20 protein-coding genes are annotated in these 24973 nt (G+C 30.1%); 5 read left to right on the forward strand and 15 right to left on the reverse strand.

What is annotated here, in order from left to right:
* Positions 1-28 precede the first annotated feature (28 nt).
* The 10 genes from G8C43_RS01465 to tssD form a co-directional block, all read right to left on the reverse strand.
* Positions 29-1327: an aminopeptidase P family protein gene (locus G8C43_RS01465; protein ID WP_105297512.1), complete on the reverse strand. Its 1299-nt coding sequence runs from the start codon at positions 1325-1327 to the stop codon at positions 29-31.
* A gap of 686 nt (positions 1328-2013) precedes the next feature.
* Entirely contained in the window at positions 2014-2862 is an 849-nt protein-coding gene (locus tag G8C43_RS01470) for a hypothetical protein (protein ID WP_166003603.1), read from the reverse strand.
* Positions 2863-3006: 144 nt separating this feature from the next.
* On the reverse strand, positions 3007-3621 hold the full coding sequence (locus G8C43_RS01475; RefSeq protein ID WP_166003604.1) for a hypothetical protein: 615 nt from the start codon (positions 3619-3621) through the stop codon (positions 3007-3009).
* Between the two features lie 16 nt (positions 3622-3637).
* Entirely contained in the window at positions 3638-6232 is a 2595-nt protein-coding gene (locus G8C43_RS01480; protein WP_166003606.1) for a hypothetical protein, read from the reverse strand.
* Position 6233: 1 nt separating this feature from the next.
* A complete protein-coding gene (locus tag G8C43_RS01485) occupies positions 6234-6698 on the reverse strand; it encodes a PAAR-like protein (RefSeq protein ID WP_166003608.1) in 465 nt (154 codons plus the stop codon).
* Between the two features lie 66 nt (positions 6699-6764).
* On the reverse strand, positions 6765-7754 hold the full coding sequence (locus G8C43_RS01490; protein WP_166003610.1) for a hypothetical protein: 990 nt from the start codon (positions 7752-7754) through the stop codon (positions 6765-6767).
* Positions 7755-7850: 96 nt separating this feature from the next.
* The gene (locus G8C43_RS01495; protein ID WP_166003612.1) at positions 7851-8660 is read right to left on the reverse strand and encodes a hypothetical protein; all 810 of its coding nucleotides are present in this window, start codon (positions 8658-8660) and stop codon (positions 7851-7853) included.
* Between the two features lie 6 nt (positions 8661-8666).
* Positions 8667-10181: a hypothetical protein gene (locus G8C43_RS01500; RefSeq protein ID WP_166003614.1), complete on the reverse strand. Its 1515-nt coding sequence runs from the start codon at positions 10179-10181 to the stop codon at positions 8667-8669.
* 25 nt (positions 10182-10206) lie between these two features.
* On the reverse strand, positions 10207-12015 hold the full coding sequence (locus G8C43_RS01505; RefSeq protein WP_166003616.1) for a type VI secretion system Vgr family protein: 1809 nt from the start codon (positions 12013-12015) through the stop codon (positions 10207-10209).
* Between the two features lie 38 nt (positions 12016-12053).
* Positions 12054-12452 carry a type VI secretion system tube protein TssD gene (gene tssD / locus G8C43_RS01510; protein WP_166003618.1) on the reverse strand — a complete coding sequence of 133 codons (399 nt, stop codon included), beginning with the start codon at positions 12450-12452 and terminating at the stop codon, positions 12054-12056.
* 494 nt (positions 12453-12946) lie between these two features.
* Here tssD and G8C43_RS01515 point away from each other — a divergent pair, with 494 nt between their 5' ends.
* The 3 genes from G8C43_RS01515 to G8C43_RS01525 all read left to right on the forward strand — a co-directional run bounded on the left by G8C43_RS01515 (position 12947) and on the right by G8C43_RS01525 (position 17304).
* Positions 12947-14407, forward strand: a complete 1461-nt coding sequence (locus tag G8C43_RS01515) for an aminoacyl-histidine dipeptidase (RefSeq protein WP_166003620.1) — start codon at positions 12947-12949, stop codon at positions 14405-14407.
* Between the two features lie 252 nt (positions 14408-14659).
* Complete coding sequence (locus tag G8C43_RS01520; protein WP_166003622.1) at positions 14660-15946, forward strand: adenylosuccinate synthase; 1287 nt, start codon at positions 14660-14662, stop codon at positions 15944-15946.
* A 590-nt stretch (positions 15947-16536) separates the two neighbouring features.
* Positions 16537-17304, forward strand: coding sequence for a hypothetical protein (locus tag G8C43_RS01525; RefSeq protein ID WP_166003623.1), 768 nt, complete (start codon positions 16537-16539; stop codon positions 17302-17304).
* A 70-nt stretch (positions 17305-17374) separates the two neighbouring features.
* Here G8C43_RS01525 and G8C43_RS01530 read toward each other — a convergent pair whose 3' ends face one another.
* On the reverse strand, positions 17375-17917 hold the full coding sequence (locus G8C43_RS01530; protein WP_160556583.1) for a plastocyanin/azurin family copper-binding protein: 543 nt from the start codon (positions 17915-17917) through the stop codon (positions 17375-17377).
* 350 nt (positions 17918-18267) lie between these two features.
* On the opposite strand from G8C43_RS01530, the gene G8C43_RS01535 reads away from it, so the two are divergent.
* Positions 18268-19116, forward strand: a complete 849-nt coding sequence (locus tag G8C43_RS01535) for a fructosamine kinase family protein (protein ID WP_166003625.1) — start codon at positions 18268-18270, stop codon at positions 19114-19116.
* 36 nt (positions 19117-19152) lie between these two features.
* Here the strand turns inward: G8C43_RS01535 and tatC are convergent, their stop codons facing one another.
* Positions 19153-19974, reverse strand: coding sequence for a twin-arginine translocase subunit TatC (gene tatC, locus G8C43_RS01540; protein WP_166003627.1), 822 nt, complete (start codon positions 19972-19974; stop codon positions 19153-19155).
* 44 nt (positions 19975-20018) lie between these two features.
* Positions 20019-20981: an SIS domain-containing protein gene (locus G8C43_RS01545; RefSeq protein WP_410488965.1), complete on the reverse strand. Its 963-nt coding sequence runs from the start codon at positions 20979-20981 to the stop codon at positions 20019-20021.
* Positions 20982-21065: 84 nt separating this feature from the next.
* Between G8C43_RS01545 and recQ the strand changes: the two genes are divergently transcribed.
* The gene (gene recQ / locus G8C43_RS01550) at positions 21066-23261 is read left to right on the forward strand and encodes a DNA helicase RecQ (RefSeq protein WP_166003631.1); all 2196 of its coding nucleotides are present in this window, start codon (positions 21066-21068) and stop codon (positions 23259-23261) included.
* 131 nt (positions 23262-23392) lie between these two features.
* Here recQ and G8C43_RS01555 read toward each other — a convergent pair whose 3' ends face one another.
* On the reverse strand, positions 23393-24007 hold the full coding sequence (locus G8C43_RS01555) for a deoxynucleoside kinase (protein ID WP_105297521.1): 615 nt from the start codon (positions 24005-24007) through the stop codon (positions 23393-23395).
* 11 nt (positions 24008-24018) lie between these two features.
* A complete protein-coding gene (locus tag G8C43_RS01560) occupies positions 24019-24852 on the reverse strand; it encodes a hypothetical protein (RefSeq protein WP_160542161.1) in 834 nt (277 codons plus the stop codon).
* Positions 24853-24973: the final 121 nt, after the last annotated feature.

A 24973-nucleotide genomic window follows, 5' to 3' on the forward strand; every position in this document is an offset into this window, starting at 1 on the left:
GGTTAAAGGTTTATAGTTTTTTATAGTATCATGAATTCATAAGATCTTCTAATTCTTCAATTTCGATAGGTATATTTCTCATTAAATTATGAGGATTTCCATTCGATTGAATCACTACATTATCTTCTATTCTAATCCCGAATCCTTCCTCAGGAATATAAATACCCGGTTCAACGGTAAATACCATATTAGGTACAAATGATTCCGTCAGTATACCATAATCGTGTGTATCAAGGCCCAAATGATGTGAGTTTCCATGCATAAAATATTTCTTATAAGCGGGCCATTTCGGGTCTTGATTTCTAACTTCTTCTGTTGTTAAGAGATTTAACTTTAACAATTCTTCCGTCATTATATTGCCCACTTCTTCATGGTAACTGTACCAATTATTACCCGTAATTAAAAGCTTAGTAGATTCATTTTTAACATTTAGTACCGATTGATATACTTCTTTTTGTCGGGGTGTAAATTTTCCGTTCACGGGAAGAGTACGTGTCATATCAGAAGAATAATTGGCATATTCGGCCCCCACGTCCAACAAAACAACATCTCCGTCTTTACATTCTTTATTATTTAATATATAATGCAAAACATTGCTGTTTTTACCGGAAGCTATAATTGGTGTATAAGCCCAGCCTTTAGAACGGTTTTTAATAAATTCATAAATTAACTCCGCTTCAATTTCATATTCCCAAACACCCGGTTTAATAAAAGGAAGAATCCTTCTAAACCCTTTTTCCGTTATATCACAGGCTTGTTGAATAGCGTTTATCTCTTCAGGTTCTTTAATTGAGCGTAGGTGTTGTAAGATGGGATTGCTTCGTAAATAACAATGACCTCTGTATTTATTTTGTAATTTTTTTATGAATCTGTCTTCTCGGGTTTCAACAACTTTTTCGGCTCTATAATGTTCATTTATATTTATATATATATTATCCATTTGAACAATAACCATTTCAAGAATTTTATCAAAATCTTGTAACCAATACACATTTTTAATTCCTGAAACCTCAGTTGCTTGCTCTTTAGAATATTTTTCTCCTTCCCAAATGGCAATATGTTCATTAGTTTCCCGTAAAAAAAGCATTTCTCTATGTTCCTCTAAATAAGCATAGGGACATAATACTAAAATTGATTCTTCTTGATCTATTCCCGAAAGATAAAATAAATCTCGTTGCTGTTGAAAAGGGAGAGTACTGTCTGCACTGATAGGATAAATATCATTACTGTTGAATATTGCAACTGATTTTGGGGCCATTCTTTGGACAAATTTTTTTCTATTTTTAATAAATAAATCTTTGTCTAAAGCATTATATCTGGTATTCATTTAACTAATTTTTATTTATCAAAAATAACAATAATACTTCAACTCTTTATAATTTTAAAAAAGTTAAAAAAGCTTTTTTAGATTATTTACTTTATTGTTATATAGATAAATTTATTATTACAAAAGAGCATATAAATGCATTATTAATAAAATGAAAGGCTATTTTTCTAAATATTATCAATAATCATTGAATAGTCTAATTGTTAATTATTAAAAGTTAAATTAGGTTTTTCTTTTTTTCATGTATTTAAAGGCAAAAAATGTGTGTACAATCATCTTTAAATTTTGTATTATGTCATTTATAATACGATTGGAAGTTGTAAATAAAAAGTGTAAATATTGTTAATTCATTAATTGTTAAATTTACTCTTTGGCTATATTGATCACTTTGGGTACGAATTCATATAATAATTAATGGGTTTAACTTATTTTTATATATCTTTATTATAAATCTTATGATGGTATGCATCATCGGTTGACATCCCTTTGAATCCTTCTATGGTAATAATGTTTACTTACGATGAATAAATATGGCTAAATAAATTTTTCATGAAAATTTATTTTTATGTTTTAGTTTTAATAGTATCATTAATTAGTTAAATAATTTTTAAATTATTACCCTATCTTATTACCTCTAATTCGTCAGAGCCTTCGGGTATATGGAAACGGAATAAATAACTTCGATTTCATCTTATGATTGATAATTTTGCATCTGTTTTTTTTCGATGAAATAAAGCCATTTCAATAAAATTACCCTTCTGTTCCGGCTCTTTAAAATCTAATTGAAATTTAAAACCCGACAGTTCATGAGGTATTCTTAAACCTACCAATTTTCCATCTGCATAAAATACGAGTTCGTAATTATCTAAAGGTACTTTTTTTAAATTTCTTGGTAAATTTTTAAAATAGTCTAATTCCTCTATTTCCTCATCAGATAAGTAAAATGAAGTATTGATTTCTTTTAAGCGTTGTTCTGTTAGCTGAATATATTTTGAACGATCTTGCTTGGTAAATATGTCATAAAAATCGTTATACCATTCATCTAATTCCTTAAGAAGTTTGTTTTTATCTTCTTTTTCTAAACTAACCGAATTTGTCCAACCCTCAAAATGGTATGGTACTTCTGCTTGAAAATATAAAGTTTCTGTTTTAAAGACTGGCAATTGAATATCATTAGTAAAGGTAATATGGGGGAAACTTAAGACAACATGCCGTTTCATGGTTTCTAAAGAAACATCTTTGACAAATACTTTTAGATCAACTTCCGCTTTTGTAGAAATAAACTCTTGACCATCAAAGGGATATACTATAGCTTTTACCGCCTGCTTTCCTTCTTTAGATAATATCCATTGATTAATCGGCCAATCTACCGCCATGCTTCCAGTTTCATAATTTGTAAAGACGAGAATATCGTTAACAAATAAATCAATAGCACATCCACGGGTAGATACTTCTATTTCATAAAAAGGAGAATGCATATTTATTTTATTATTGTTTAAAACATTTTGGATGTTTTGCTGTGTTTTTTCTTTCATTACCTTTTGGTTTTTTATTTCGTGATTATTATTTTGAGCTTGATTACAATTTGCCATAAATATAAGCGGTAGTATAATGATGATTCTAGGTATTAATTTCAATGTATTCACCTTTCTAATTTTTTTTCTCTGTTTTACTATAAACTAATTTTTACGCATATATGCTCCTGTTTGAGCTTTAAGTGATTCATTTTTTGGTTCAATTGGATTTTCTCCCCTAATCCAGCCAACCATAGTATCTCGGTCATCGAAATCGTTAATTTGAATGCTCGTACTTAAGTATCGATCGGGTAAGTGATAGCAGTAATAGTGTAAATCAAATTTTTCTCGATACTCTCTTTCCATTTTCTCACTCATTAAATTATCTTCTAAATATTGGCTGTTTTTTTCGTGAAAATCTTCTATTGCACTTTTAACCCATTTCGTAGGTGCCTTTATTTCTCCTGTATAAGAATAGATAGTACCGTTCAAATCAGTGATGATTATTATCCTATCTAATTTGACATTTTTTTTGTAGAAATAATAATCTTCATCAGCTAATCGAACTAAAATATAAGTATAACCAATCATCTCATCATCATCAGGAGATGTCATTTTTCCTAAAGGTTCTTTGTAGTATTTACCCTTAAACTCAGACAAAAGAGTATCGATAGGGACGGAAAAATCGAGGTGTCTAATATCAAAAGGTTTTCCACTGATGATTTTAGAACTTTGTGGCTGTTGGGCTTGATTGCATCCGATCATTAAAAATACTGACATACAAATAATAAGTTTTTTAAGTAGCTTCAATGTATTCTTTTCCTGAATTATAAATTTCTCTTTCATCAAATAATGTTAATGTGTTTTCTTTATATAAGTTATATGATTTGCTTAATACTAGTTCGTATATTTTAATCGTTATTTTAGCCCCTCCCCAAATAACAGAAGATTCTTTATATTGAGCGCTTTTTTGCCTATCATAGCCGATTTTTTGAGTAAAAACAAAGGAAGTTCCAGCCTCTCCATCTACCATCCATTTTAATTTTACTGGTTGAGTTGAGGTAGCCATTACTGTACCTCTTGGTTTTATACCCACCTTAATTTTTATACCTACTTCGATTTTAGCTTCTTGCTCACCTGCATTGTCAAAACCATCTATAGTATTGTATGACCAACTGCCTTCCCAATTTACCTCCATTGAAGCTTCGAAAGTAATATATATTTCTGATTCTGATAGTTTTTCGACTATGGATTTTATCCATAAGAACACCGTTCCAACATAAGGAATCTTGCCTATAAATGGGATTAAATCAATCCCTATCGCAATACCGATTAACGGTTGTAAAGCTATTCCTCCTTTATAAACTGTTGCCATTTGCCCGCTTTGGCTTTCATCAAATTGCCAACGCAAGGCAAAACCTATATTAGGTGGGTCTATGCTGAAATCTATTTTACTTAATGTTCCTGATTCTAAACCGTAGTTCTTGTAACCTTTTTCAACAGTCGAAGGATTAAGATCTTTAAGACTGAGTGAAACTGAATCGTAGGCATATTTAGCATTTTCAATTATTTTTTCAATGCTTTTTAGCCCGTATTTATGAGGTTTTCCATTTATACTGTAACAAACTGCTAAATCATATTGAAGTTTAGCTGAATCGGTAACCTCAATATTTAACTCTCTTTTTATATATCTAAAACCGAATTTTTGATGATACCAGTTCAAAACTTTTCTTTCTCGTGTAATAGAGCCTTCGATCTGTAATCCTGCTGTTAAAACAAATGCAATTTCCCATTCAATATCGGGGTATACATTAATTTTTACGGGTATGGTGTATCGGCAGGTATCTACCATTACCACATGTTTTTGGACATCTTTTTCGTTTAACCAAAAATAGTTAAAAGGAAAAATATTAACCATACCTAAGGCTTTATGATCACGTATGTATTTATAGGGGATAAGCAAATCAACGGAACTGTAATCGATTTTTTGAATTTTAATGCCTTGTTTTTCTGAAGATAGTTTAGCAGGAAAATAAAATACGCTGTCTGCCCCTTTGGTGTGTTGTTGTGTTTTGCATTCTTCGGTTTTTAGATTAGTACTTAAAGTTAACAGATAAGGATTTACATCTCCTGTTATTAGACCAATTTCAATCGGATCAAATTTTATTCCTTCCTTTTTTTCTTCAAATAAGGTTATCTCTTCGTCTTCTTTATGTGCTTTTATCCATGTATAATGGCAAGGCTCTCCGTTAGGTTGCAAAAGTACATCCCCTGCCTTTTCCACATATTCATCGACTTCTTTATTTTGTATCTCCAGCAAATTTTCCATATCGGTATAACCAATGGTTAAATACCCCTGTTGTATCGGATATAATTTTTTTAAATCTGTATTAGTTGCGCTATATGCTTGATAAATGTGTTTAAGAGTAACAGAGAAGGTACGTTTAGTTTTTTCTTTTTGATCTTCAGGTTTTTTATCTATGGCTAACGGTATCAAAAGTTCTGCTCTTTTAAAATATTGGGAGAGGTATGAGACTAGCTCATAATCAAGATCTTCACTCCAAAAATTATCATTTTCGGGCTTTAATCCGTTTACTTTTTTCTCATAGATTGTTTTGTAACTATCAATTTTAACCCCTAAAAATCCGCTATTAGATCCATGTTGTACTTTTTGATCAATTATAACTGTAAATTCAGCAGATTCAGGAATCAGTAAAGTACAAACATGGGCAGAAATGATGAGGTTTTCTCCGTAGTAAACTACATTTTCGTTTTCTTGTGATTCTTTTTCTGTTTTGGGTAAAGGTATTTGAAGTTTTCTATCGAAAGGAGAATTATTTATTAGAAGATCCGTTCGATAAATTTTTGGTTCTGCAATCGGAACAATAAAAATACCTTTAGGTTTTTTACTGAAATGTAATTCAGGATGAATTAAAAAAGGCTCTACCCATGACAAGGCAGGCGTATCGTACGGTTTGTTGTCAAATTTTATCTGAATGGTTTTTTGTATCGTATAGTTGCCTTGAACATTGTGTAAATCGATTTTCGATATCTGTTCAACGGGTTTGTTATTTACCCATTCTTCGTTTTCATCTTTTTTATTATTTCTGTTGGTATCTGTATACCATCCGTGCCAACTAATTCCTCCTTTCTGTAAATTATATACCTTTCCGTATACCCATTTAATACCGCTGTGTATTTGCTTATTTTTTACTTTATCTTCAACATCTAAAAATACTTTTTCATCCATTTCAACGGATAAGGTAACCCAGTTTCCATTAGCTATCAAACCATATACTTCACAACCATTCAAAAGTTGTGGAAACTTTATAATTTGTCCGTTGCTTATATGTTCATCAGAGATAATGATTCGATTAATACCTTTAGACATTTTATTTGGCTTTTAGCGTTAGTATTCTATGGGTTAGTTTTAATGAGGTCAGGGGATTGATTTGCTCGTGAACTTCCTTCGGGGTATTTTCAAGGTTTTGTTGTGATAATTCGGCTTGTTGACCGTGGTGTACTACACTGATACAATCTTGTCCGCCCAAAGGACAACCTGCTTTGGATTGTTCTGTTAACAGTTTTCCGGCTCCTTCTATTTTTTGCGTGGATTCTTCGCTACTCCATTGAGTTACTTGTACGGAACACGGCGCACGGTGCGGTTTTTTTGCACATCCTCCGAAACAATTCTTTTTAAATGTTGTGCCTACATCGGTTGTAGTAGCTGCTAATTTTTTCGTGCTGTTACTATCATTCAGATAAAGTATATTTTGTGTTTTAACCAACAGTTCATCGGTACTATTGCCATATTTACAGGCACATATAGCACCTTGAACTAAATATTTTATTCCCATTGTTGAAATTTTTGTGTTTTAGTTTTTGTTTTGCATTTGGATTTATAGATTAAATAACTTGCTAATTCAACTACGTTGGCTTTTCATATATTTTTGATAGTTTTCTTCCTCTTTTTGTTCTTTTTCTTTCTGTTTTTGAATGTTGTGAACGTGTTGTAATTGCTTTTCTTTTGAAGAAGACTCTTCTTCTCTTAACTGGTAACAAGTCATTTTATAAAGTACTATTTTGTTATCTTCGATAACGGTTTTCACCTCCGCTAAAATATCTTTAATAGTGTAATCGATATAATCCATATTGTATTCTACATAAAGCTCGTATACTTGCCCCGATAGTGAAGTAGCACTTCCTTGAAAATGGATATAAAACCCTCTCATGCAGTTATAATTTTCATCGATTTTCAACTTACCTGTAAACATTAAAGGATAACTTACATCAGGAACATGTACCATTATGTTACTTTCCAGCTCTCTTGATTGAGGGTATGACTGATAAAGGGGATGAGTATAAAGGGCTAAAAAGAGGTCTTTATGCAGTAGCCGTTGATTAAATAAGTTAGGATCTGCAAGACATCTTTGTATTTCTTGAATATAATTTACAAAATTATTGCCTTTATAATTTCTTTGAATTGTCGGTAATTGTTGTTCGAACTTCTGTTTTATTTCTGCTAAATTGTTAATTCGCTTTATGTTCGTATCATAATTAACAGTTATTCCTATAGGATATAAAATACGGGTGCATTCAATAGCTAACTGATCAATCAATCGGTTAGGCGTTTTGCCGTCTGTAAAGAAGTAGTTTTTTTTATATTTTATAGCAACACTTCGGTTAGAAAGGGGCTTAGTTTTTACCTTTACTTCATATCCCAACGATTGCTTTTCATTTGCAAACCGTAGGTCTACTCGATAGACTCTTGCATTTAGTGGGTGTAAAGGAAGTGAATTTTCAGAATGTAAACGCACTTTTCCTTCGGGTTTATTAACTCTTACATGAATTTCACTAGTTGGTTTATTTGTGGAAAAGTTCTTTTCGTCTAAGAAGAATCCATTAGATTTCATAAGCAAATAATTTTAAATTATCATTTCTTAATCTTCTTTACATTTACATTACTGTTCTATTATATAGCTTTTATTACATAAATTTGGTTGCCTTCCTTATTGGCTGTATGATTCGAAAATCTTTTTTTCTTCCAAAATTTCCGGTAAATATTTTTTACCATATTTGAAGTATAATTTTTTTTCAGTGATTTTTTTAGGTCTCCATTTTTCGTTGAATTCATAATACCGAGCGGTTACGTATAAACCTTTTTTTTCCCCTTCTGTTTCTGAATAACTATTTAATTCAACGTAATCTTCTATCGTTACCTTTCCATTACTTCCGTCTATATAGAAGGTTCGATCTTGAACTATAGCCCCGTCTCGATAAATGGAATCTTTTTCAATTATGGGATAATACACGGTATACAAAGGTTCAATATTTTTCTTTGCCGTAGTATGAGCTTTACTTACTGATATTCCTTCAGTAATAACGTTTAAATCAATGCTGTATAAGGATTTCATTTTTTGGATTAAATCGTCTACCGTAAAAGAATACAGATAGTCATAATTAATACCTTCTTCACGATTACCGTTTTTATCATAAACATCTAAATTTCCGATATTAAAGTCGTAAAATTTTCTAACCGTTGTAAATAATTTTCCATTAGGATAATATCTTCTTACAACGCTATAAGGACTTCCTTCTTGATCAATAACTTCACTGATATAATGATCTGGTTGTACGTGTTGATAAACACAAATATTATTATTTAAATAATAAATATAATTATCACCATCAATGCTTTTTGCTTTGAATGTTTTTAAGTCAAACGTTTTTGTATAAAGGTCAAAATCCTTCATGGATTGAGAGTAGACGGGAGCTGTCATAGATATGATTAAAATTAGGATTATAAGTAACTTTTTCATGATTTTTTATTGAATTTCTTGGCGGATTAAATCCCATTGCCATTTATATAGAAAATTCCTTTTCTTACTATAGTCCATTATATTACGAGTTGATTTTTTTTTAAACATATATCTTTGGTGTTTAAGACTAATATTTTTATTGTCAACTTGATAAAAAGTATGCACTAAATTAAGAGAGTGAAAAGCTTCATGGGCAGGTGTATCACAATATGGTGAGCGATTAGGCAATCCATTTTTAAAATTTTTATCTCTAAAAATAAAGCTTCTTCTTGTTCCCGGAATTGTATCACCTCGTTCATATAGGTGACACAATCCCCAAAAATATAAAATGATATCGTCATTTTTAATTTCTTTGCTAATCAATCTGTCTAAATAATTTTGATAAGCCGATCTAATTTTTGAATTATAAATTACAAAGCCTTTATTATCAATACAATAGGAGTTTAATTTAAATTTTCCATCCTTAGTTAGGTCTAGAAACTTACTGCCATCTGCTGCTGTATAGAATCTGATTTGCGGTTCTATATAGGCTTGATTAAACATATAGTGGAATCGTTGTATTTGATCTTTATAAAATTCTCCTTGTTGTACCACTTTTCCTTGTGTATTATCAACATCCGTTTTTAATTGTACGGCTAAAATGTTTACTTTTTTTCGATGATTGGCTGAATTGGGCAATACCTTAATAACTCCTGCTAATTCTTTCATGCTTTCTAGTTCTAATTTATTTTTTTCATTGCTTCCTTTCGGATAGGCATAGACCCGTATTTCTTGTTCGCTGTCAAAATCTTTCAGACAGGTTATTTTTAAGTTGCAACCGTGTTTAGTGGGTTGGCATTTTTTTATTTCTAAAGGTATTTCAATAGAATGTTTAAAGAGACTGGTATCATATTCAAATTTCCATTGATCAATATCTTTTTTAATTTCAATGATCATGGATAAATAAGCTTCATAAACAGGTTTATATTCGGAATCTATACTTTCCACATATTCTTTCGAATACAAAGTCATATAAGGGATGTAATATGTCCATCCTTCGCTTTCCCATCCCTTAGTTATTTCTTTTTGCGTTCGATAAGCAATGAAATGCTTTTTATATTCCTTACACAAGGCTTCATATTGATCTCTAGCGGATTTATATTGTTTAAAAGCTCCGTTCTCACTGTAATATCCTGTTTCCGTATCAAGAGGGAGACTATCAAAGAAGGACTTTTCATCTTTATATACTGATTTTTTCTTTCGAAAAAAATCAAAGCCGAATTGTCCTTGATATTCCATTTTTTTTGCTTCACCGGTAGTAGAAGGACTTAAGGGATCAGGTCCTTCTCCGGGCAAGAATTCTATGCAAGCCAAAGGTAACGGGATTTCTATATCAGGATGTGGCATTGCCTTGCCAAATTTTATTTCACTTGCATTTGTTATTACTTCATCTGCCGAATCAATTATGTCGTCTTTAGCGAAATTTTTAATTTCTCCATTAGCAGTACGGCGTAGAATTCCACCAACTTTTATATATAGCATAACTTTTGTTTTTGGGATTCAGTTTTTAATGTAAATTAGATTTATTAATACTGTTATTTCTAACCTCTTTTTGTGAATTATTTATAATATTGCCTACGCTTTGGTTTTCTATCTTACTGTAACTGTTAGAAATCATATCTTTATCGGTATGCATGGATAAATCGCCTTGAACATCAATATCGGCAGTTCCGGCAATGTTGTATTGAGTTGAACCTAAAACTTTTGTTTTATGGTTACCGCCTACACTCAAATTATTATTTTTAATTATATTAAAATTAACATTTTCACCAACCGTGATTGTAAGATTTTTTACTACGTTCAAAGTAACGTTACCGTCGCCTTCAAACTTTATAAAACTGCCTTCTTTATCTTCTTCCAAAATACTTCCTTCGGCATCATTGACAATACGTTTAGTTCCGCTTCGGGTTTGAAATACCTTCAAGTCATTATTTTTTGTATGAAACCCGCTTTTCTGACTTCCACTGTATAGACTACCTAGAACTATAGGAGCTTCGGCATTATGACCGAGAAAATCCACCCATACTATATGTCCGATTTCCGGGATAACATGCGCTCCTTGTCCACCTCCCGAATGTCCTTGCATTAAAGGAACCCACAAGGTACTTTCATGTTCTTGTTGCCAATAAAAGCGAATTTTTAGTCGGTTTAAAGATTCGGGGTCGTTATTGTCAACCACAATCGCAATTTGATTATCGATATGCGGATATGCATTTTCATCTAAATAAGGGGCTATTTTTTGCTCAAAAGGAATACCTTTACAATGATTGGTATATCCTTCATCGGTAAAGCTGTGTTCGATTTCTGTGATACGGTAGCTTTCGATGGGTTGAAATTTATTATTTTCTTTAGTCCATGCATTCATTTGCATGGTATCGCCTAAACGGAGATGAGGATTATCGGTTTTAGTTGTGGCTATAATGGTTGATTCGTGACTTAGTTTTTTACGCTGTACGGCTCTTTCTAATTGTTGAGCATCCCCATAGAATAAATCGGGAGCAGAATAACCCGTTTGCGGTTGTATGGAGTATTTTTCAGAGGCTCGAACTGATTTGACATGAAAAAGATTTTTTTGATCGGGATAGAACAGTTGATTTGATTCTTCTTTTATAACCTTATCATTACGTAAATCATATCGTTGACGGATAAAATGTTGAGGTTTACTGATTACGTTTAAGGAATATTCTTGAAAATCTTCTCCTTCGGATATTTCAGTCCTTAGTTGATTACCTTTTCCGAAAACAAAATATTCTCCATTATGATACATATATTCACCGTATCGCTTGGCTAATCGTTTTAAAAATTGAAAATCGGTTTCGTTATAGCATACTGTATAAGGCAGGATTTCCGTAGTTTCGGGAGATATAAGTACCTGTAAGCGATTATCTTTATATTTATCGGTAACCGCTGTTACTATTTCTTTCAGAGATTTGTTAATAAAGGTTTGGCAATTTATGTTTTCATCCATAAGCTGTGTAGTAGCTTCTCCAGTCAAAAGTATATAAGGATATCCATCCTGAAGACGATGCTCAACCCCCGTAATAACACCTTGAAATATCGCCGTAGTTTCTTTAAATCGAATCAAATGTACGGAAAAATAGGAATAGTGCAGATTTTGGCTATTGGTAAGAGGATAACTGTTTTTTTCGCTAAAGGCTTCACTTGGACATAATATTTCAAAATAATTATGGGTTAGTAACTTTTGCTTGATTTTCACTTGAATATGATTTTCTCGTGATATTTCCACTCCATTAACAGTAACTTTTGCATAGGTTTTAAAGGATTCACCTAAAGTAGAGCTACGATATATATTCATGGGATGATTTTTTTGGGGATTAGTTTGACTTTAAATAATTATGAGATCTTCCAGCTTTTTTCATAAGTTGCTTTAGAATTAAACTTTAGTGTACGTGATGATATTGTAAAATCTATTTTCATGGGAGAAGAATTTGTTGAATTAAAGATTTCTTTAAAATCTAGACAGTAAGCTTTTTCAAATTCAATATCATAAAGCTTACTCATTCCATCTCGACGATAAAAAATGATTTTACCGTCTTTAGTTTTGTCTTCCGATAAAACCCATTCAACAAAATCAGTTTTTCCGTTGCTTTCTATACTCAAATTTATTTCTCCACCCGATGTTTCACCTGTAGGTTTTGAAGTACTGTCTGTTTTTTTGTGGAAAAAATAATCGCATTCTAATATTGTATAAGTTATTCCGTCCAATTCTAATTTAGCTAAAAATGCTGACATATTTATAAATTTTAATATTAAAAATTATTTTTATTATATATTAATAATTGTTTTTATACTTTAATAGAAATATTAATATTGAAATATTTAGCTAATATATTAAATTATTTATTAAAAAAATTAAATTATGATAAAATAATATTTAAAATTAGATTTTGATATTAAAAATAAGTTTTTTTTAAAAAATATATTTTCTTACAATATATTAATCAATCATATGTATATTTAAGTAAACTTAAAATTAGTTCAAGATTTAGCTAAAGAAATAGCTGGAAAGTAAAACAGTCATATTATATTTTTAATATTTATAATAATGTTAATTTTGCTTATCTAAATTAATATATTAGTTTTTTATGTAAATTATTATTTTAAAAATTAGATAATATGTAATGATATTTTTCAAAAATATTTAATAACAAATGTTAAAACTTAAAACATATTATATTAAAAAAGCGAAATTTGTTCAATAAAAATTCCTCTTAATAAGATAAGATATGAATAACAACACTATTAAGAAATTGAAACCCGAGTCTATATGGAATCATTTTGCAGATTTGAACTCCGTACCAAGACCTTCTAAAAAAGAAGAAAAAGTTATCAAATTTATTAAAGACTTTGGAGCATCTTTACATTTAGAAACTATTGAAGATATCTGTGGAAATGTGGTAATAAAAAAACCGGCAACTCCGGGATATGAAAATAGAAAAAAGGTGGTTTTACAATCCCATTTGGACATGGTCTGCCAAAAAAATAATGATGTAGATTTTGATTTTGAAACCCAAGGAATACAAATGACTTATGAAGGTGATTGGGTTCATGCATTAGGTACAACCTTAGGGGCAGACAACGGAATAGGAGTCGCTGCCATAATGAGTGTTTTATCTTCAAAAGATATTGAACATCCGGCTATAGAAGCTTTATTTACCATTGACGAAGAAACCGGTTTAACCGGAGCATTTGAATTAAGTAAAGATATATTATCAGGAGATATTTTGCTTAATTTGGATACAGAAGAAGATGATGAAATTGACATAGGTTGTGCGGGAGGAATTGATGTTACGGCTAAAGCAAATTATGAAGAAAAAGAAATCAATAAAAATTCTAAAACTTACCAAATTAATTTGTCCGGTTTACATGGAGGTCATTCCGGAATGGAAATTCATAAAGGTTTAGGTAATTCTAATAAGTTATTAAACCGTTTTTTATATGATTTTTTAAAATTTAATATTCAATTGATTTCTGTTGATGGAGGAGGCTTGAGAAATGCTATACCCAGAGAAGCTTCTGCAATATTTTCAATATCCTCTGAATTTGAAAGCAAATTACAAGAACAATTTAATCATCTATATTCAGAGATCAAATCAGAATTTAGTAGTATAGATAGCAATCTGACTATTCATCTTTCTCAGATAGACCATGTAGAAAAAGGATTAAGCATTGAAGACAGTAAAAAATTTATCTCAAGTCTACAAGCTGCTCCTAACGGAGTATTTCGAATGAGCCCGGATATCGAAGGATTAGTAGAAGCCTCAAATAATATTGCAAGAGTAAAATTGGAAAAAGGAAAGGCTGAAATACAATGTTTAACGCGATCATCAGTTGAAAGTTCTAAAATGTGGGTGGCAACGTCACTTGAAGCTGCATTACAGTTAGGAGGAATGAAAGTTGAATTAACCGGTTCATATCCCGGATGGAAGCCAAATCCCTCTTCAGAAATATTAAAACTGGCGGAAAGTATTTATGAAAAAAAATACGGGGAGAAACCTTCTGTTCAGGCTTGTCATGCAGGATTGGAATGTGGAATTATTGGAGAAAAATATCCATCTATGGATATGATTTCATTCGGGCCAACTATTAAAGGTGCCCACTCTCCTAAAGAAAGAGTTAGTATATCATCGGTTCAAAAATTTTGGGATTTCTTACTGGAAATTCTTAAAAACATTACGGTAAAATAAAATTTCTTTTATGAGCTTGTTAAGAAGAAGTGATTTTTTGCAGATATACCATCATTAAATAAATAATGATCCGTAAGATGCTTAAATAAATTAATTTTAATAAGCTCATATTTTAATATATGGTAATAAAATGTCAATTACTTTTTAAGTAAAATAGCAGCTATTAATAATAATCAATTAATTTTGCAAAAAGAGTTGCTATTTTTAAGTAATTTCTATAAAATAATAAAACTATTATAAATTAAACTATATATGTCAACATATGTTGTTGTCGGCTTACAATGGGGCGACGAAGGAAAAGGAAAAATTACAGACGTTTTAGCGGAAAAATCAGATTATGTAGTACGCTATCAAGGAGGAAATAATGCAGGACATACAGTATACGTAGGAGAAGATAAATTTGTATTACATCTTTTGCCTTCCGGAGTTCTTCAATGTAAAGGAAAATGTATCATAGGAAATGGGGTGGTAGTAAATCCTGAAGCTTTTTTCAATGAAATAGAACAAATTGAAAAAAGAGGTTTAAATACCGATCATGTTTTTATCAGCAGCAGGGCTCATATCATTATGCCGTATCATATTTTACTTGATACCTATAGAGAAGAATTTGCAGGAAGTTCTCAAATTGGAACAACCAAAAGAGGGATAGGACCTTGTTATGAAGATAAAATTTCAAGAACAGGGATCAGAGCCATTGATTTATTAAATCCTGAAGTTTTAAAAACTAAAATAAAGGAAAATCTTAACGTTAAAAATGTTTTATTTGAAAAGCTGTTTAACAAAGAACCATTAAAATTTGATGATATTTACACAAAATATCTTGAATTTGGAAAAAAACTTAAAAATCGCATTATAGATTCAGAATACGAAATAAATCATGCAATAAAAGAAGATAAAAATGTTCTGTTTGAAGGTGCTCAGGCACTTATGTTAGATATAGATTTCGGAACCTATCCTTATGTAACTTCGTCGTCTCCAACTACCGGAGGTACAACCGTAGGAGCAGGGGTTCCACCAACCAGTTTAAAAAATTTAATAGGAGTATCTAAAGCTTATTGTACACGAGTTGGTAACGGGGCTTTTCCTACAGAATTGGAAAACGAAACAGGAGAACTTATACGTAAAATAGGTAACGAATATGGGGCATCAACCGGACGCCCACGTCGTTGCGGTTGGTTAGACTTAGTAGCCTTACGCTATTCATGCATGATTAATGGGATTACGCATTTAGTAATAACCAAATTGGATGTATTAAGTGATTTTGATAAAATTAAAGTGGGAACCGCCTATAAAACGCCTGAAGGAACTATAACTGATATTTTCCCGTCTACTATTGAAGAATTAGCAAATTATGAAGTTATTTATCAAGATTTAGACGGTTGGAAAGAAGATATCTCAAAGGTTACCTCTTATGAAGAATTACCTATTTTAGCTAAAAAATATTTAGAATTTATTGAAAATTTTCTTGGAGTTCAGATATATTTAGTTTCTGTAGGTCCTGAAAGATCACAAAATATCATTAAATCTAATTTAAAATAATTCTTATTATTACATTTTTTCAAGTACTCCGTTCAAGCCATTATAAATAAAATTTAAATAATATATTGAACATTGTATTTTATTGAAGAATTAATAATTGAATCATAAATATATTCACTTAATATACCAAAAAGGAGAATGAAATCAAATATTATTGATATCATTCTCCTTTTTATGTTATTTACTTATTTTATTTGATATAGTTATATATTCTATATCAAATATTTAGTTTTTAAAATTTAAAAAAGAATTGTAGCAGTAAAAATCATTTTTATATATTATAAAATTTTGTAAATGATTTTTTTTATATAAAAAATATAAATTGAATATTTATATATTATTAATTTTTCATTTCAAAATGCTAATTATATGACAAATATTATTCTATTTTATGAAAATAAATTGCTATTTATGATAAATTATTGTTTATATTGCAAGGTATTTGAGAGAATAAATCAGTATCCATAAGATTTACTCTAAAACATTACTATTAAAAGCGAGTTTTTATATAAAATGTTTCGAGCGTTTTATATTGCTTTTTAATGTAACACTGATTACTATTATGAAAAAAACTAATATTATATGCGCTTATGAGAGAAAAATTTTTACTTATTATTCTATTGATTTTTAATATTTATATTGCTCAAGAAACTGAAAATAACATTTCGATTGATTCAACTAATATAAAAAGTATAAATCAAGAAGAACGTTTAAAAAATTCAATACCATCTTATAATTTATCAAAAATTGAAAAGTTGATTTCAAAATTATCATCAATCAATGATACTGAATCAAATGAATATAATGATAGGTACTTATCGGAAAAAGATTTTGATAAATTGACAATCAAAGAAAAATTTACCTATACTATGATTTATCCCGAAATTAAATCTTCAAGCGAAGATATGGATTCCCTAGCGATCTATGAGGAAAATAAAATTTTCGGAAAGCTGCCTACTTCGGTTAATGATCCCAAATGGAGTGCAAGACAAAAAAAGTTTTTAAAACAATATCGAAAAAATATTCAAGAATTTATACGTGAAACCTCTTTAAAAAATCAATATATGGGTCTCAACTTTAAAAAAGCTTTATTGGAAATTAATGCTATTGAGTCCATACCATTTCTTGTGGATTTTTATAATTCAACAGATAAAAATGATAAAGATTTATTAACGGTGTTAATGCTATTAGTTAAAAAAGGAAAATATTATCCATTTGTTCGATCCAATGTGTATCGCCAATTATATAATGACAATGTAAATTCTCAAGTCAGCTGCATAGACTATTCGGATATAAATGAGGAATATATATTAAAAACGGCCAATAATTTTTATTTACAAGCGCCAAAAATTAAATAGATTTAATTTTTATATAAAATAATAAAACAGGAAGTATATTCCTGTTTTTTTTATTTTAAAAGTTAAAAATTTATTCTACGATAAGTTTACCTCTCATTGTCGCACTATGCGCGGGAAATGTACATAAATATTCATAAGTTCCTTTTTCATTAATTGTAAAGGTTATCGTATCTTGTTCACCTCCTCCTAACAATTTGGTATGGGCAACAATTGACGGATCATTTTTAGGAATATAATCATCAGCCGCATCCTTAGCTGCTCGATTTGCAAAATCATTAAAATTGGTACCCGGTTTTATAATTACTATATTATGTCCCATATCTTTAACACTAGCTTTGCCCACATGTTTAAGTGTAAGGGTAATGGGTTTTCCTGCTTTTGCTTTTAATTCGTGTATATTAAATTGCATTGCATCATCTCCCTCTACTATAAAAGTATTTTCAGGAAGATTAGCAATCTCTTCCTCTTTGGATTTTTGAATATCTTCTTTTGTCATTGAAGCGGCTGCAGATAAAGGATCAATTTTATGCGATGAATCCTTTTTATTACAAGAAGTATAAATATTTAATGAGGTTATTAAAAATAGTGCTAATAGAATAATCTTTTTTTTCATAAATTCTTAAAATTTTAGGGTTGACTAAAAGTGTTCAGATTTTAAGGAAAAGTAAATGTAAAAGAGTATAAAATTAGTTTCTTCAAAATTAGTAATTTTTTATTAGAATAAAATTTAAAATTAGCTATTTATAATTTATATATCGATAAAAATCAATATTTATATAAAAAATGATATAATAAATAAAGTTAGTTGAGTATTAATTGTTGCATGTATCCAATTATTTTAAAGTTTTATTTGTTTTTTATATTGATATATTAGTATGTTAGAATATTATAAAATAGTAATACAATTTTGTATATTTTTTGATATTATTAATAAACATTATTTTAAATTATAAAAAATCAAACATGAATCTACAAAATATACTGAAACGTTTACCGATTAAGATAACTACTTATAAACCTATTTCGGGAGGAGACACAAATAAGTCATACGTTTTACAATCTGAGGAGGGAAATTTTTTTATGAAAACCAATAGTACAAAAGAATTTCCCGGAATGCTTAGAGAGGAAGCAAAAGGACTAAAATCTATAGAGGAAACCCATACGTTAAGAACCCCTAAGATTATCAAAATAGATGATAGTGGAAATGAGCAATATTTAATTCTCGAATTAATTTCCAAAGGGGAAGCCAATGAAGAAATATGGGAAAATTTTGGAAAATCTCTTGCTTCGATGCATAAAATTCCTCAACCGTTTTTTGGATTCAGTAGCGATAATTATGTGGGACGTTTACCTCAAAAAAATACTAAAGCGTCTACATGGGGTGAATTCTATGCTCAATATCATTTACAACCCTTAATAAAAAAATTGACTGATATGAATGCTTTAACTAATCAAGAAGTACGAGCGGCAGAAAATTTTTATCAACAAATTGATGATATTTTTCCTAAAGAAACTCCTTCACTAGTCCATGGAGATTTATGGAGTGGCAACTTCTTAATATCAGATACCGGTAATCCGGTGGTTTTAGATCCGGCCGTTTATTATGGACATAGAGAAATGGATTTGGGCATGACCCGCCTGTTTGGAGGATTTTCCATCGATTTTTATAAAGGTTACAATTCTAAATACCCATTAGAAAAAGGATGGGAAGAACGTATACCCTTTACCCAATTATACCCTTTGCTGGTTCATTCTATTTTATTCGGCAATTATTATTTAGATGAAGTTAAAAGTATTTTAAGTGATTTTTAGATTATTAGAATCTCAAATGCTTACAATATTTCGTAATTAAGAAGCTTCACTTTTATTTCTTTTGTAAACCAAGGAAGAAACCAATATACTGGCTTCATATAATAAATATAAAGGACAAGAGGCAACGAGCATTGAAGGAATATCACCGGGGGTGATAAATCCGGCAATTATTAAAATAATAACCAAGGCATGTCTTCTGTATTTTTTTAAGAAATTTGGAGTTAAAATACCGATACTGGTAAGAACATATACAATAACAGGCAATAAAAAAATCAAGCCCATTCCTAATACGGTTTGTAATAAAATTCGTATATAACTGGACAGATCAATGTTAACTTTAATGGTTTCGGAAATATTAAAAAAATAACCAAAGTGCATCGTCAGGGGAGTAACAAAAAAATAACCGAAACAACATCCGAGAATAAAGAGAAAATAAGTTGATATAAAAAAAGTCAAAGAATTTTTCTTTTCATTTGGTTTTAGTCCGGGAGAAATAAATTTCCATAATTCATAAATAACATAAGGAAATACTAATATAAAGCCTCCAACAATAGACACATAAAAGGCTGTATTTAATTGCTCAAAAATTTTACGCACTTGGATGGGAAATTCGTCGGGCATGTTAAATACATCACTTGAACCAAAGATCCGACCGAAAAAATTCATAAGTTTAAAGGTCAAAAAATTCTTATGTATCGGACCGAATATAATATGGTCCATTACAAAATGAATTTTATATCCAACGAAACATGCCCCTAAACATATAGCCACTAAAGATCGTAAAATATGCTTTCTTAAAACGCCAATATGAGCAAGAAACGGCATATTCGCATTATCATTCTCTTTTTTTTGAGCCATTGAATTTTTTTAGTTAAATAAAGAAGATTCTAATTTAAATAAAATTATTTAAATCCATTATCCAAAAGAGTATGCAGGTCTATAATACCAACATAATTTTCTCCATCAAGTACAACTAATTGACCTATTTGATTATTTTTAAGCTCTTCAAAAGCAACACTGGCTAATTCATTTTTTTGAATGGTTTTAGGTGTAACAGACATTATATCTTTAGCTGTAATTTGATTGTAATCCACATCTTTAGCTAACGTCCTTCTTACATCTCCATCGGTAATTACTCCTTTAACCTTATGATCCTCAATAACGACAGTTATACCATAAGATGAATACGTTAAGGAATTGATAATTTCTTTAAGATGAGCAGATAATTGAACTTCAGGTTTTCGGTCAGGTTTTACCAATTGTTCCACTTTTAGAAGCAGTTTTTTACCTAAAGCTCCTCCCGGATGATATTTTGCAAAATCGGTAGAAGTGAAATTTTTAGCCTGAAGTAAGGCGACTGCAAGAGCATCCCCCATAGCTAATTGTACTATAGTGGAAGTGGTGGGTGCCAGATTATTAGGATCAGCTTCTTTTTCCACTTGAGTATCTAAAACCACGTCAGCAAGTTCTGCCAACAAGCAATTTTTATTAGAGGTCATGGCTATTAATACCGAAGAATATTCTTTAAGAAAAGGTGCTACTTCTTGAATTTCTGAGGAAGTACCGCTGTTAGAAATGCAGATGACCACATCATTTTTAGAAATAATACCTAAATCGCCATGCTTCGCCTCGGCAGCGTGTAAAAATTGTGATGGTGTTCCGGTAGAATTAAAGGTGGCTACTAATTTATTGGCTATATGTGCACTTTTTCCGACTCCGCACAAAACAAGTTTACCCTTAGAATCAAGTATATAACGTACCGCTTTAACAAAATCATCACCTAAACGATTATATAAGGATTGTAATTCGGTTGTTTCAAATAAAATAGTATCTTTGCCTGCTTTTAAAATCATTTGATCATCCAAAATAAATAATTTTTTTTGTTTAAGAAATTTGTTGTATATTTAATTTAATAAACAGCAAATTTAATAAAAAACTAAAGTTTAAGAATGAAATCTTTGGAAAAAGACTTGCCTAAATTATTAAAAAAATTTTTTGGTTTTAATTCATTTAAGGGGCCGCAAGAAGAAGTAATTACGAATTTGTTGAGCGGCAACGATGTATTTGTATTGATGCCTACAGGTGGCGGAAAGTCCTTGTGTTACCAGTTACCTGCCTTATTATTAGAGGGTACAGCGATTGTTGTCTCTCCCTTAATAGCCTTAATGAAAAATCAGGTTGACGCTGTCAGAGGTATATCCTCAAGTGAAGGAATAGCACATGTCCTTAATTCTTCATTAAATAAAACAGAAATAAAAAGAGTTAAAGATGATATACTATCCGGGACAACCAAATTGCTTTATGTAGCTCCCGAATCTTTAACCAAAGAAGAATATATAGAGTTCTTAAAAACTATAAAATTATCATTTTTTGCGATTGATGAAGCGCATTGTATTTCTGAATGGGGACATGATTTTCGTCCTGAATACAGAAATTTACGATTCATAATTGAAAAAATCGGTAAAACACCTATAATAGCCCTGACGGCTACAGCAACGCCAAAGGTTCAGGATGATATCCAAAAAACCTTAGGAATGACAGATGCTAAAATTTTCAAATCTTCTTTTAACAGGCCGAATTTATATTATGAAATCAGACCTAAAATAAATCCTGAAAAACAAATTATAAAATATATAAAAGACAATCCGGGTAAATCCGGAATTATCTATTGTTTAAGCAGAAAAAAGGTAGAAGAATTAGCTGAATTATTAAAAGTCAATGGAATAAACGCTTTGCCTTATCATGCCGGATTAGACAGTAAATCCAGAGCAGCCCATCAAGACAAATTCTTAATGGAGGAAACGGATGTAATTTGTGCAACCATAGCTTTCGGAATGGGTATTGATAAGCCGGACGTGCGTTTTGTGATTCATTATGATATACCCAAAAGTTTAGAAAGTTATTATCAAGAAACCGGAAGAGCAGGAAGGGATGGAGGAGAAGGTTATTGTCTTGCTTTCTACGATTATAAAGACGTTGAGAAATTAGAAAAGTTTCTAGCTTCCAAGCCTGTTTCCGAAAGAGAAGTAGGCTTACAGCTTTTACAAGAAGTGGTAGGTTATGCGGAAACATCCATGTCCAGACGAAAATATTTACTTCATTATTTTGGAGAAGATTTTGACGAAAAAAATGGCTTGGGAGCAAAAATGGATGATAATTCCATGAATCCGAAAACAACGGTAAATGTTGCGGAAGAAATGAAACAAATCCTTACCGTAGTTGAAAAAACGAAAGAAAAATTAAAATTAAAAGATCTGGTTAATGTAGCTGTTGGAAAAGAAACAGCCATTACCAAATCCTATAAGTTGGGATTTGAAGATTATTTTGGTTTTGGTAAAAATAAATCGGATAATTTTTGGAAATCCATCATCAGACAGGCTATTGTCCATAATTTTCTTACTAAAGATATAGAAACTTACGGACTATTAAAATTATCTGAATTAGGTAAAACATTTATTAATGATCCCAAGGAAATTTTAATAGCCGAGGATGTTGATTTTGAAAAAGAAATGGAAACTCCAATTGTTACTCCTCAAGCGGCGGGTAGCAATGCATTAGATAAAAAATTATTTAATGATTTAAAAGATATCAGAAAAAGAGTTGCCAAGAAAAATGCAATTCCTCCGTTTGCTGTTTTTCAAGATCCAAGCTTGGAAGATATGGCTTTACATTATCCGACCACCCTTTCAGAACTTTCCAATGTGTTTGGTGTAGGAGAGGGTAAAGCAAAGAAATTTGGAAAAGATTTCGTTGAATATATTGCCAAATATGTTGAAGAAAATGAAATTGAACGTCCTGATGATTTAGTCATTAAGCAAGTAGCCAATAAATCGTCCCATAAAGTATTCATAATTCAAAGTACGGATAGGAAATTGGATTTTGAAGATATTGCAAAAGCAAAAGATTTAACAATCAATGATTTACTTAATGAAATGGAAAGTATTGTTTATCAAGGAACTAAACTAAACATTGGTTACTATGTAGATGAATTATTGGATGAAGAGCAACAAGACGAAATAATAGATTTTTTGATGGAGTCTGAAAGTGATAAAATGTCCGTCTTGTTGGATGAATTTGGAGAAGATTATTCAGAAGATGAATTACGAATTATGAGGATTAAATTTATTAGCGAAGTTGCTAACTAAATTTAGTTGGATAAATAGTACAATTATTCACCCTATAAACTATAAATAGTAAATAATTTATTAAAATTATTTACTATTTTTTTTTAAAATTTTAGAGAGTATAATTTTAATCGTATAAAGATGGAAATCTTTTAAAATAAACCGTGAATATTAGCCTCTACTTTATCAATAATTTTTCCTAAATCTTCCTTATTGTCAACAAAATCCATATTATCAACATCGATGATCAATAATTTTCCTTCAGTATAATTTGAAATCCACTCTTCATATTTTTCATTTAATCTTTGAAGATAATCAATGCTAATGGACGTTTCGTATTCTCTTCCTCTTTTTTGAATTTGATTTACTAAAGTAGGAACGGTGGCGCGAAGATAGATCAGAAGATCCGGAGCTTGTATATACTCTTTCATTAAATTAAAAAGATTCAAATAATTGTCATAATCTCGAGTTTGCATCAATCCCATTTCATGAAGATTTGAAGCAAAAATATATACATCTTCATAAATAGTTCTATCCTGGATTGTATTTTTCTTATTTTCTCTAATTTCTTTTATTTGTTTAAAACGAGAACTTAAGAAATAGATTTGCAAATTAAATGACCATTTTGCCATATCATAATAAAAATCGTCTAGATATGGATTTTGTTCGGTGTCTTCAAATTGTGCAATCCAATTGTAATTATTTGATAATAATTTAGTTAATGTAGTTTTTCCTGCGCCGATATTTCCGGTTATAGCAATATGCATTCTTAATAAATTTATTTTTTAGTTTCTAATGTGTAAAGGTACATAACCTTAGATTTCCATAGAAATAAATGTTTATTTAAAATATAATATTTTTCACCTAAATTCGGCAAGGGTATTTGAACGGGTTTGTTTTCAAAATCATAGATATATAAATAACCTTTATGTATCCAATAAAAATTTTGTTCCATCCATCCATAGTCTTCCATTTCGGGTATTAGATAAGTATATATATTTTGATTATTTTGCTTACTAATTTTGTATTGATAAGCTTCGTTGGATTTGTTGTTACTTTTTAAAAGAAGAAATTTTGATTGTTTAGAACTGTAGATATCCTTTAGTTCAAAATTATCTGAAAGTTCTTTAGACAAAGTATTTGAAAAAAGGATTGTATTTTTTGATCTGTAATCGTATTGAATAAAGCTTTGAGAGTTCAACTCATCAAAATATAATAAAGAATGGTTATCTTGTACATAAATTAAGTCAGGATTTATAAGTTGATCGGTTAAAATAGAAACATTATCCTGAGTATTGATCAGCTTATCGTCATAAAATTCAAGAACTTGGTTCATCTTATCAAAAGTTACTAAAAATAAAGGATTTACGATAAACAGCTTTTTGGATGTATTAAAATTTTTAAGTATAAATGTTTTTTGTGAAGTTAGATCGTATTTTAATAAAGTGTTATCTTTTTGAGAAACGAAATATAAAGAATTGAAGATATCTGCTTGTTGAAAATTAAACGATTCGGGAACTTCAATTTTAATACTATCTTGTAAAACCAATTGTTGTCCCAATGAAATATTGATAAATAGTACTAAAAACAGCAAATTGATGAATCGTGACATTGAAATTTCAAAAAATATAAAGTAAAAGTAAAAAAATAATTTTACTTGTTTGATTCCAAAAAATCTTCTCAAAGAAAATAATTTTCAATAATTGGATAGGGATTTTCAGCTATAGATTATC

The sequence above is a fragment of the Apibacter sp. B2966 genome, from assembly GCF_011082485.1.
Lineage (GTDB): Bacteria > Bacteroidota > Bacteroidia > Flavobacteriales > Weeksellaceae > Apibacter.

Excerpts from the sequence above, each read along its gene's own strand:
- G8C43_RS01535 (WP_166003625.1), top strand. The coding sequence starts at position 18,268 with ATGAATCTACAAAATATACTGAAACGTTTACCGATTAAGATAACTACT.
- G8C43_RS01555 (WP_105297521.1), bottom strand. The coding sequence starts at position 24,007 with ATGCATATTGCTATAACCGGAAATATCGGCGCAGGAAAAACTACATTA.
- G8C43_RS01495 (WP_166003612.1), bottom strand. The coding sequence starts at position 8,660 with ATGAAAAAGTTACTTATAATCCTAATTTTAATCATATCTATGACAGCT.
- G8C43_RS01490 (WP_166003610.1), bottom strand. The coding sequence starts at position 7,754 with ATGAAATCTAATGGATTCTTCTTAGACGAAAAGAACTTTTCCACAAAT.
- G8C43_RS01485 (WP_166003608.1), bottom strand. The coding sequence starts at position 6,698 with ATGGGAATAAAATATTTAGTTCAAGGTGCTATATGTGCCTGTAAATAT.
- G8C43_RS01525 (WP_166003623.1), top strand. The coding sequence starts at position 16,537 with ATGAGAGAAAAATTTTTACTTATTATTCTATTGATTTTTAATATTTAT.
- G8C43_RS01530 (WP_160556583.1), bottom strand. The coding sequence starts at position 17,917 with ATGAAAAAAAAGATTATTCTATTAGCACTATTTTTAATAACCTCATTA.
- G8C43_RS01470 (WP_166003603.1), bottom strand. The coding sequence starts at position 2,862 with ATGAAAGAAAAAACACAGCAAAACATCCAAAATGTTTTAAACAATAAT.
- recQ (WP_166003631.1), top strand. The coding sequence starts at position 21,066 with ATGAAATCTTTGGAAAAAGACTTGCCTAAATTATTAAAAAAATTTTTT.
- G8C43_RS01505 (WP_166003616.1), bottom strand. The coding sequence starts at position 12,015 with ATGAATATATATCGTAGCTCTACTTTAGGTGAATCCTTTAAAACCTAT.
- G8C43_RS01475 (WP_166003604.1), bottom strand. The coding sequence starts at position 3,621 with ATGTCAGTATTTTTAATGATCGGATGCAATCAAGCCCAACAGCCACAA.
- G8C43_RS01465 (WP_105297512.1), bottom strand. The coding sequence starts at position 1,327 with ATGAATACCAGATATAATGCTTTAGACAAAGATTTATTTATTAAAAAT.
- G8C43_RS01560 (WP_160542161.1), bottom strand. The coding sequence starts at position 24,852 with ATGTCACGATTCATCAATTTGCTGTTTTTAGTACTATTTATCAATATT.
- tatC (WP_166003627.1), bottom strand. The coding sequence starts at position 19,974 with ATGGCTCAAAAAAAAGAGAATGATAATGCGAATATGCCGTTTCTTGCT.
- G8C43_RS01480 (WP_166003606.1), bottom strand. The coding sequence starts at position 6,232 with ATGTCTAAAGGTATTAATCGAATCATTATCTCTGATGAACATATAAGC.
- tssD (WP_166003618.1), bottom strand. The coding sequence starts at position 12,452 with ATGTCAGCATTTTTAGCTAAATTAGAATTGGACGGAATAACTTATACA.
- G8C43_RS01520 (WP_166003622.1), top strand. The coding sequence starts at position 14,660 with ATGTCAACATATGTTGTTGTCGGCTTACAATGGGGCGACGAAGGAAAA.
- G8C43_RS01500 (WP_166003614.1), bottom strand. The coding sequence starts at position 10,181 with ATGCTATATATAAAAGTTGGTGGAATTCTACGCCGTACTGCTAATGGA.
- G8C43_RS01515 (WP_166003620.1), top strand. The coding sequence starts at position 12,947 with ATGAATAACAACACTATTAAGAAATTGAAACCCGAGTCTATATGGAAT.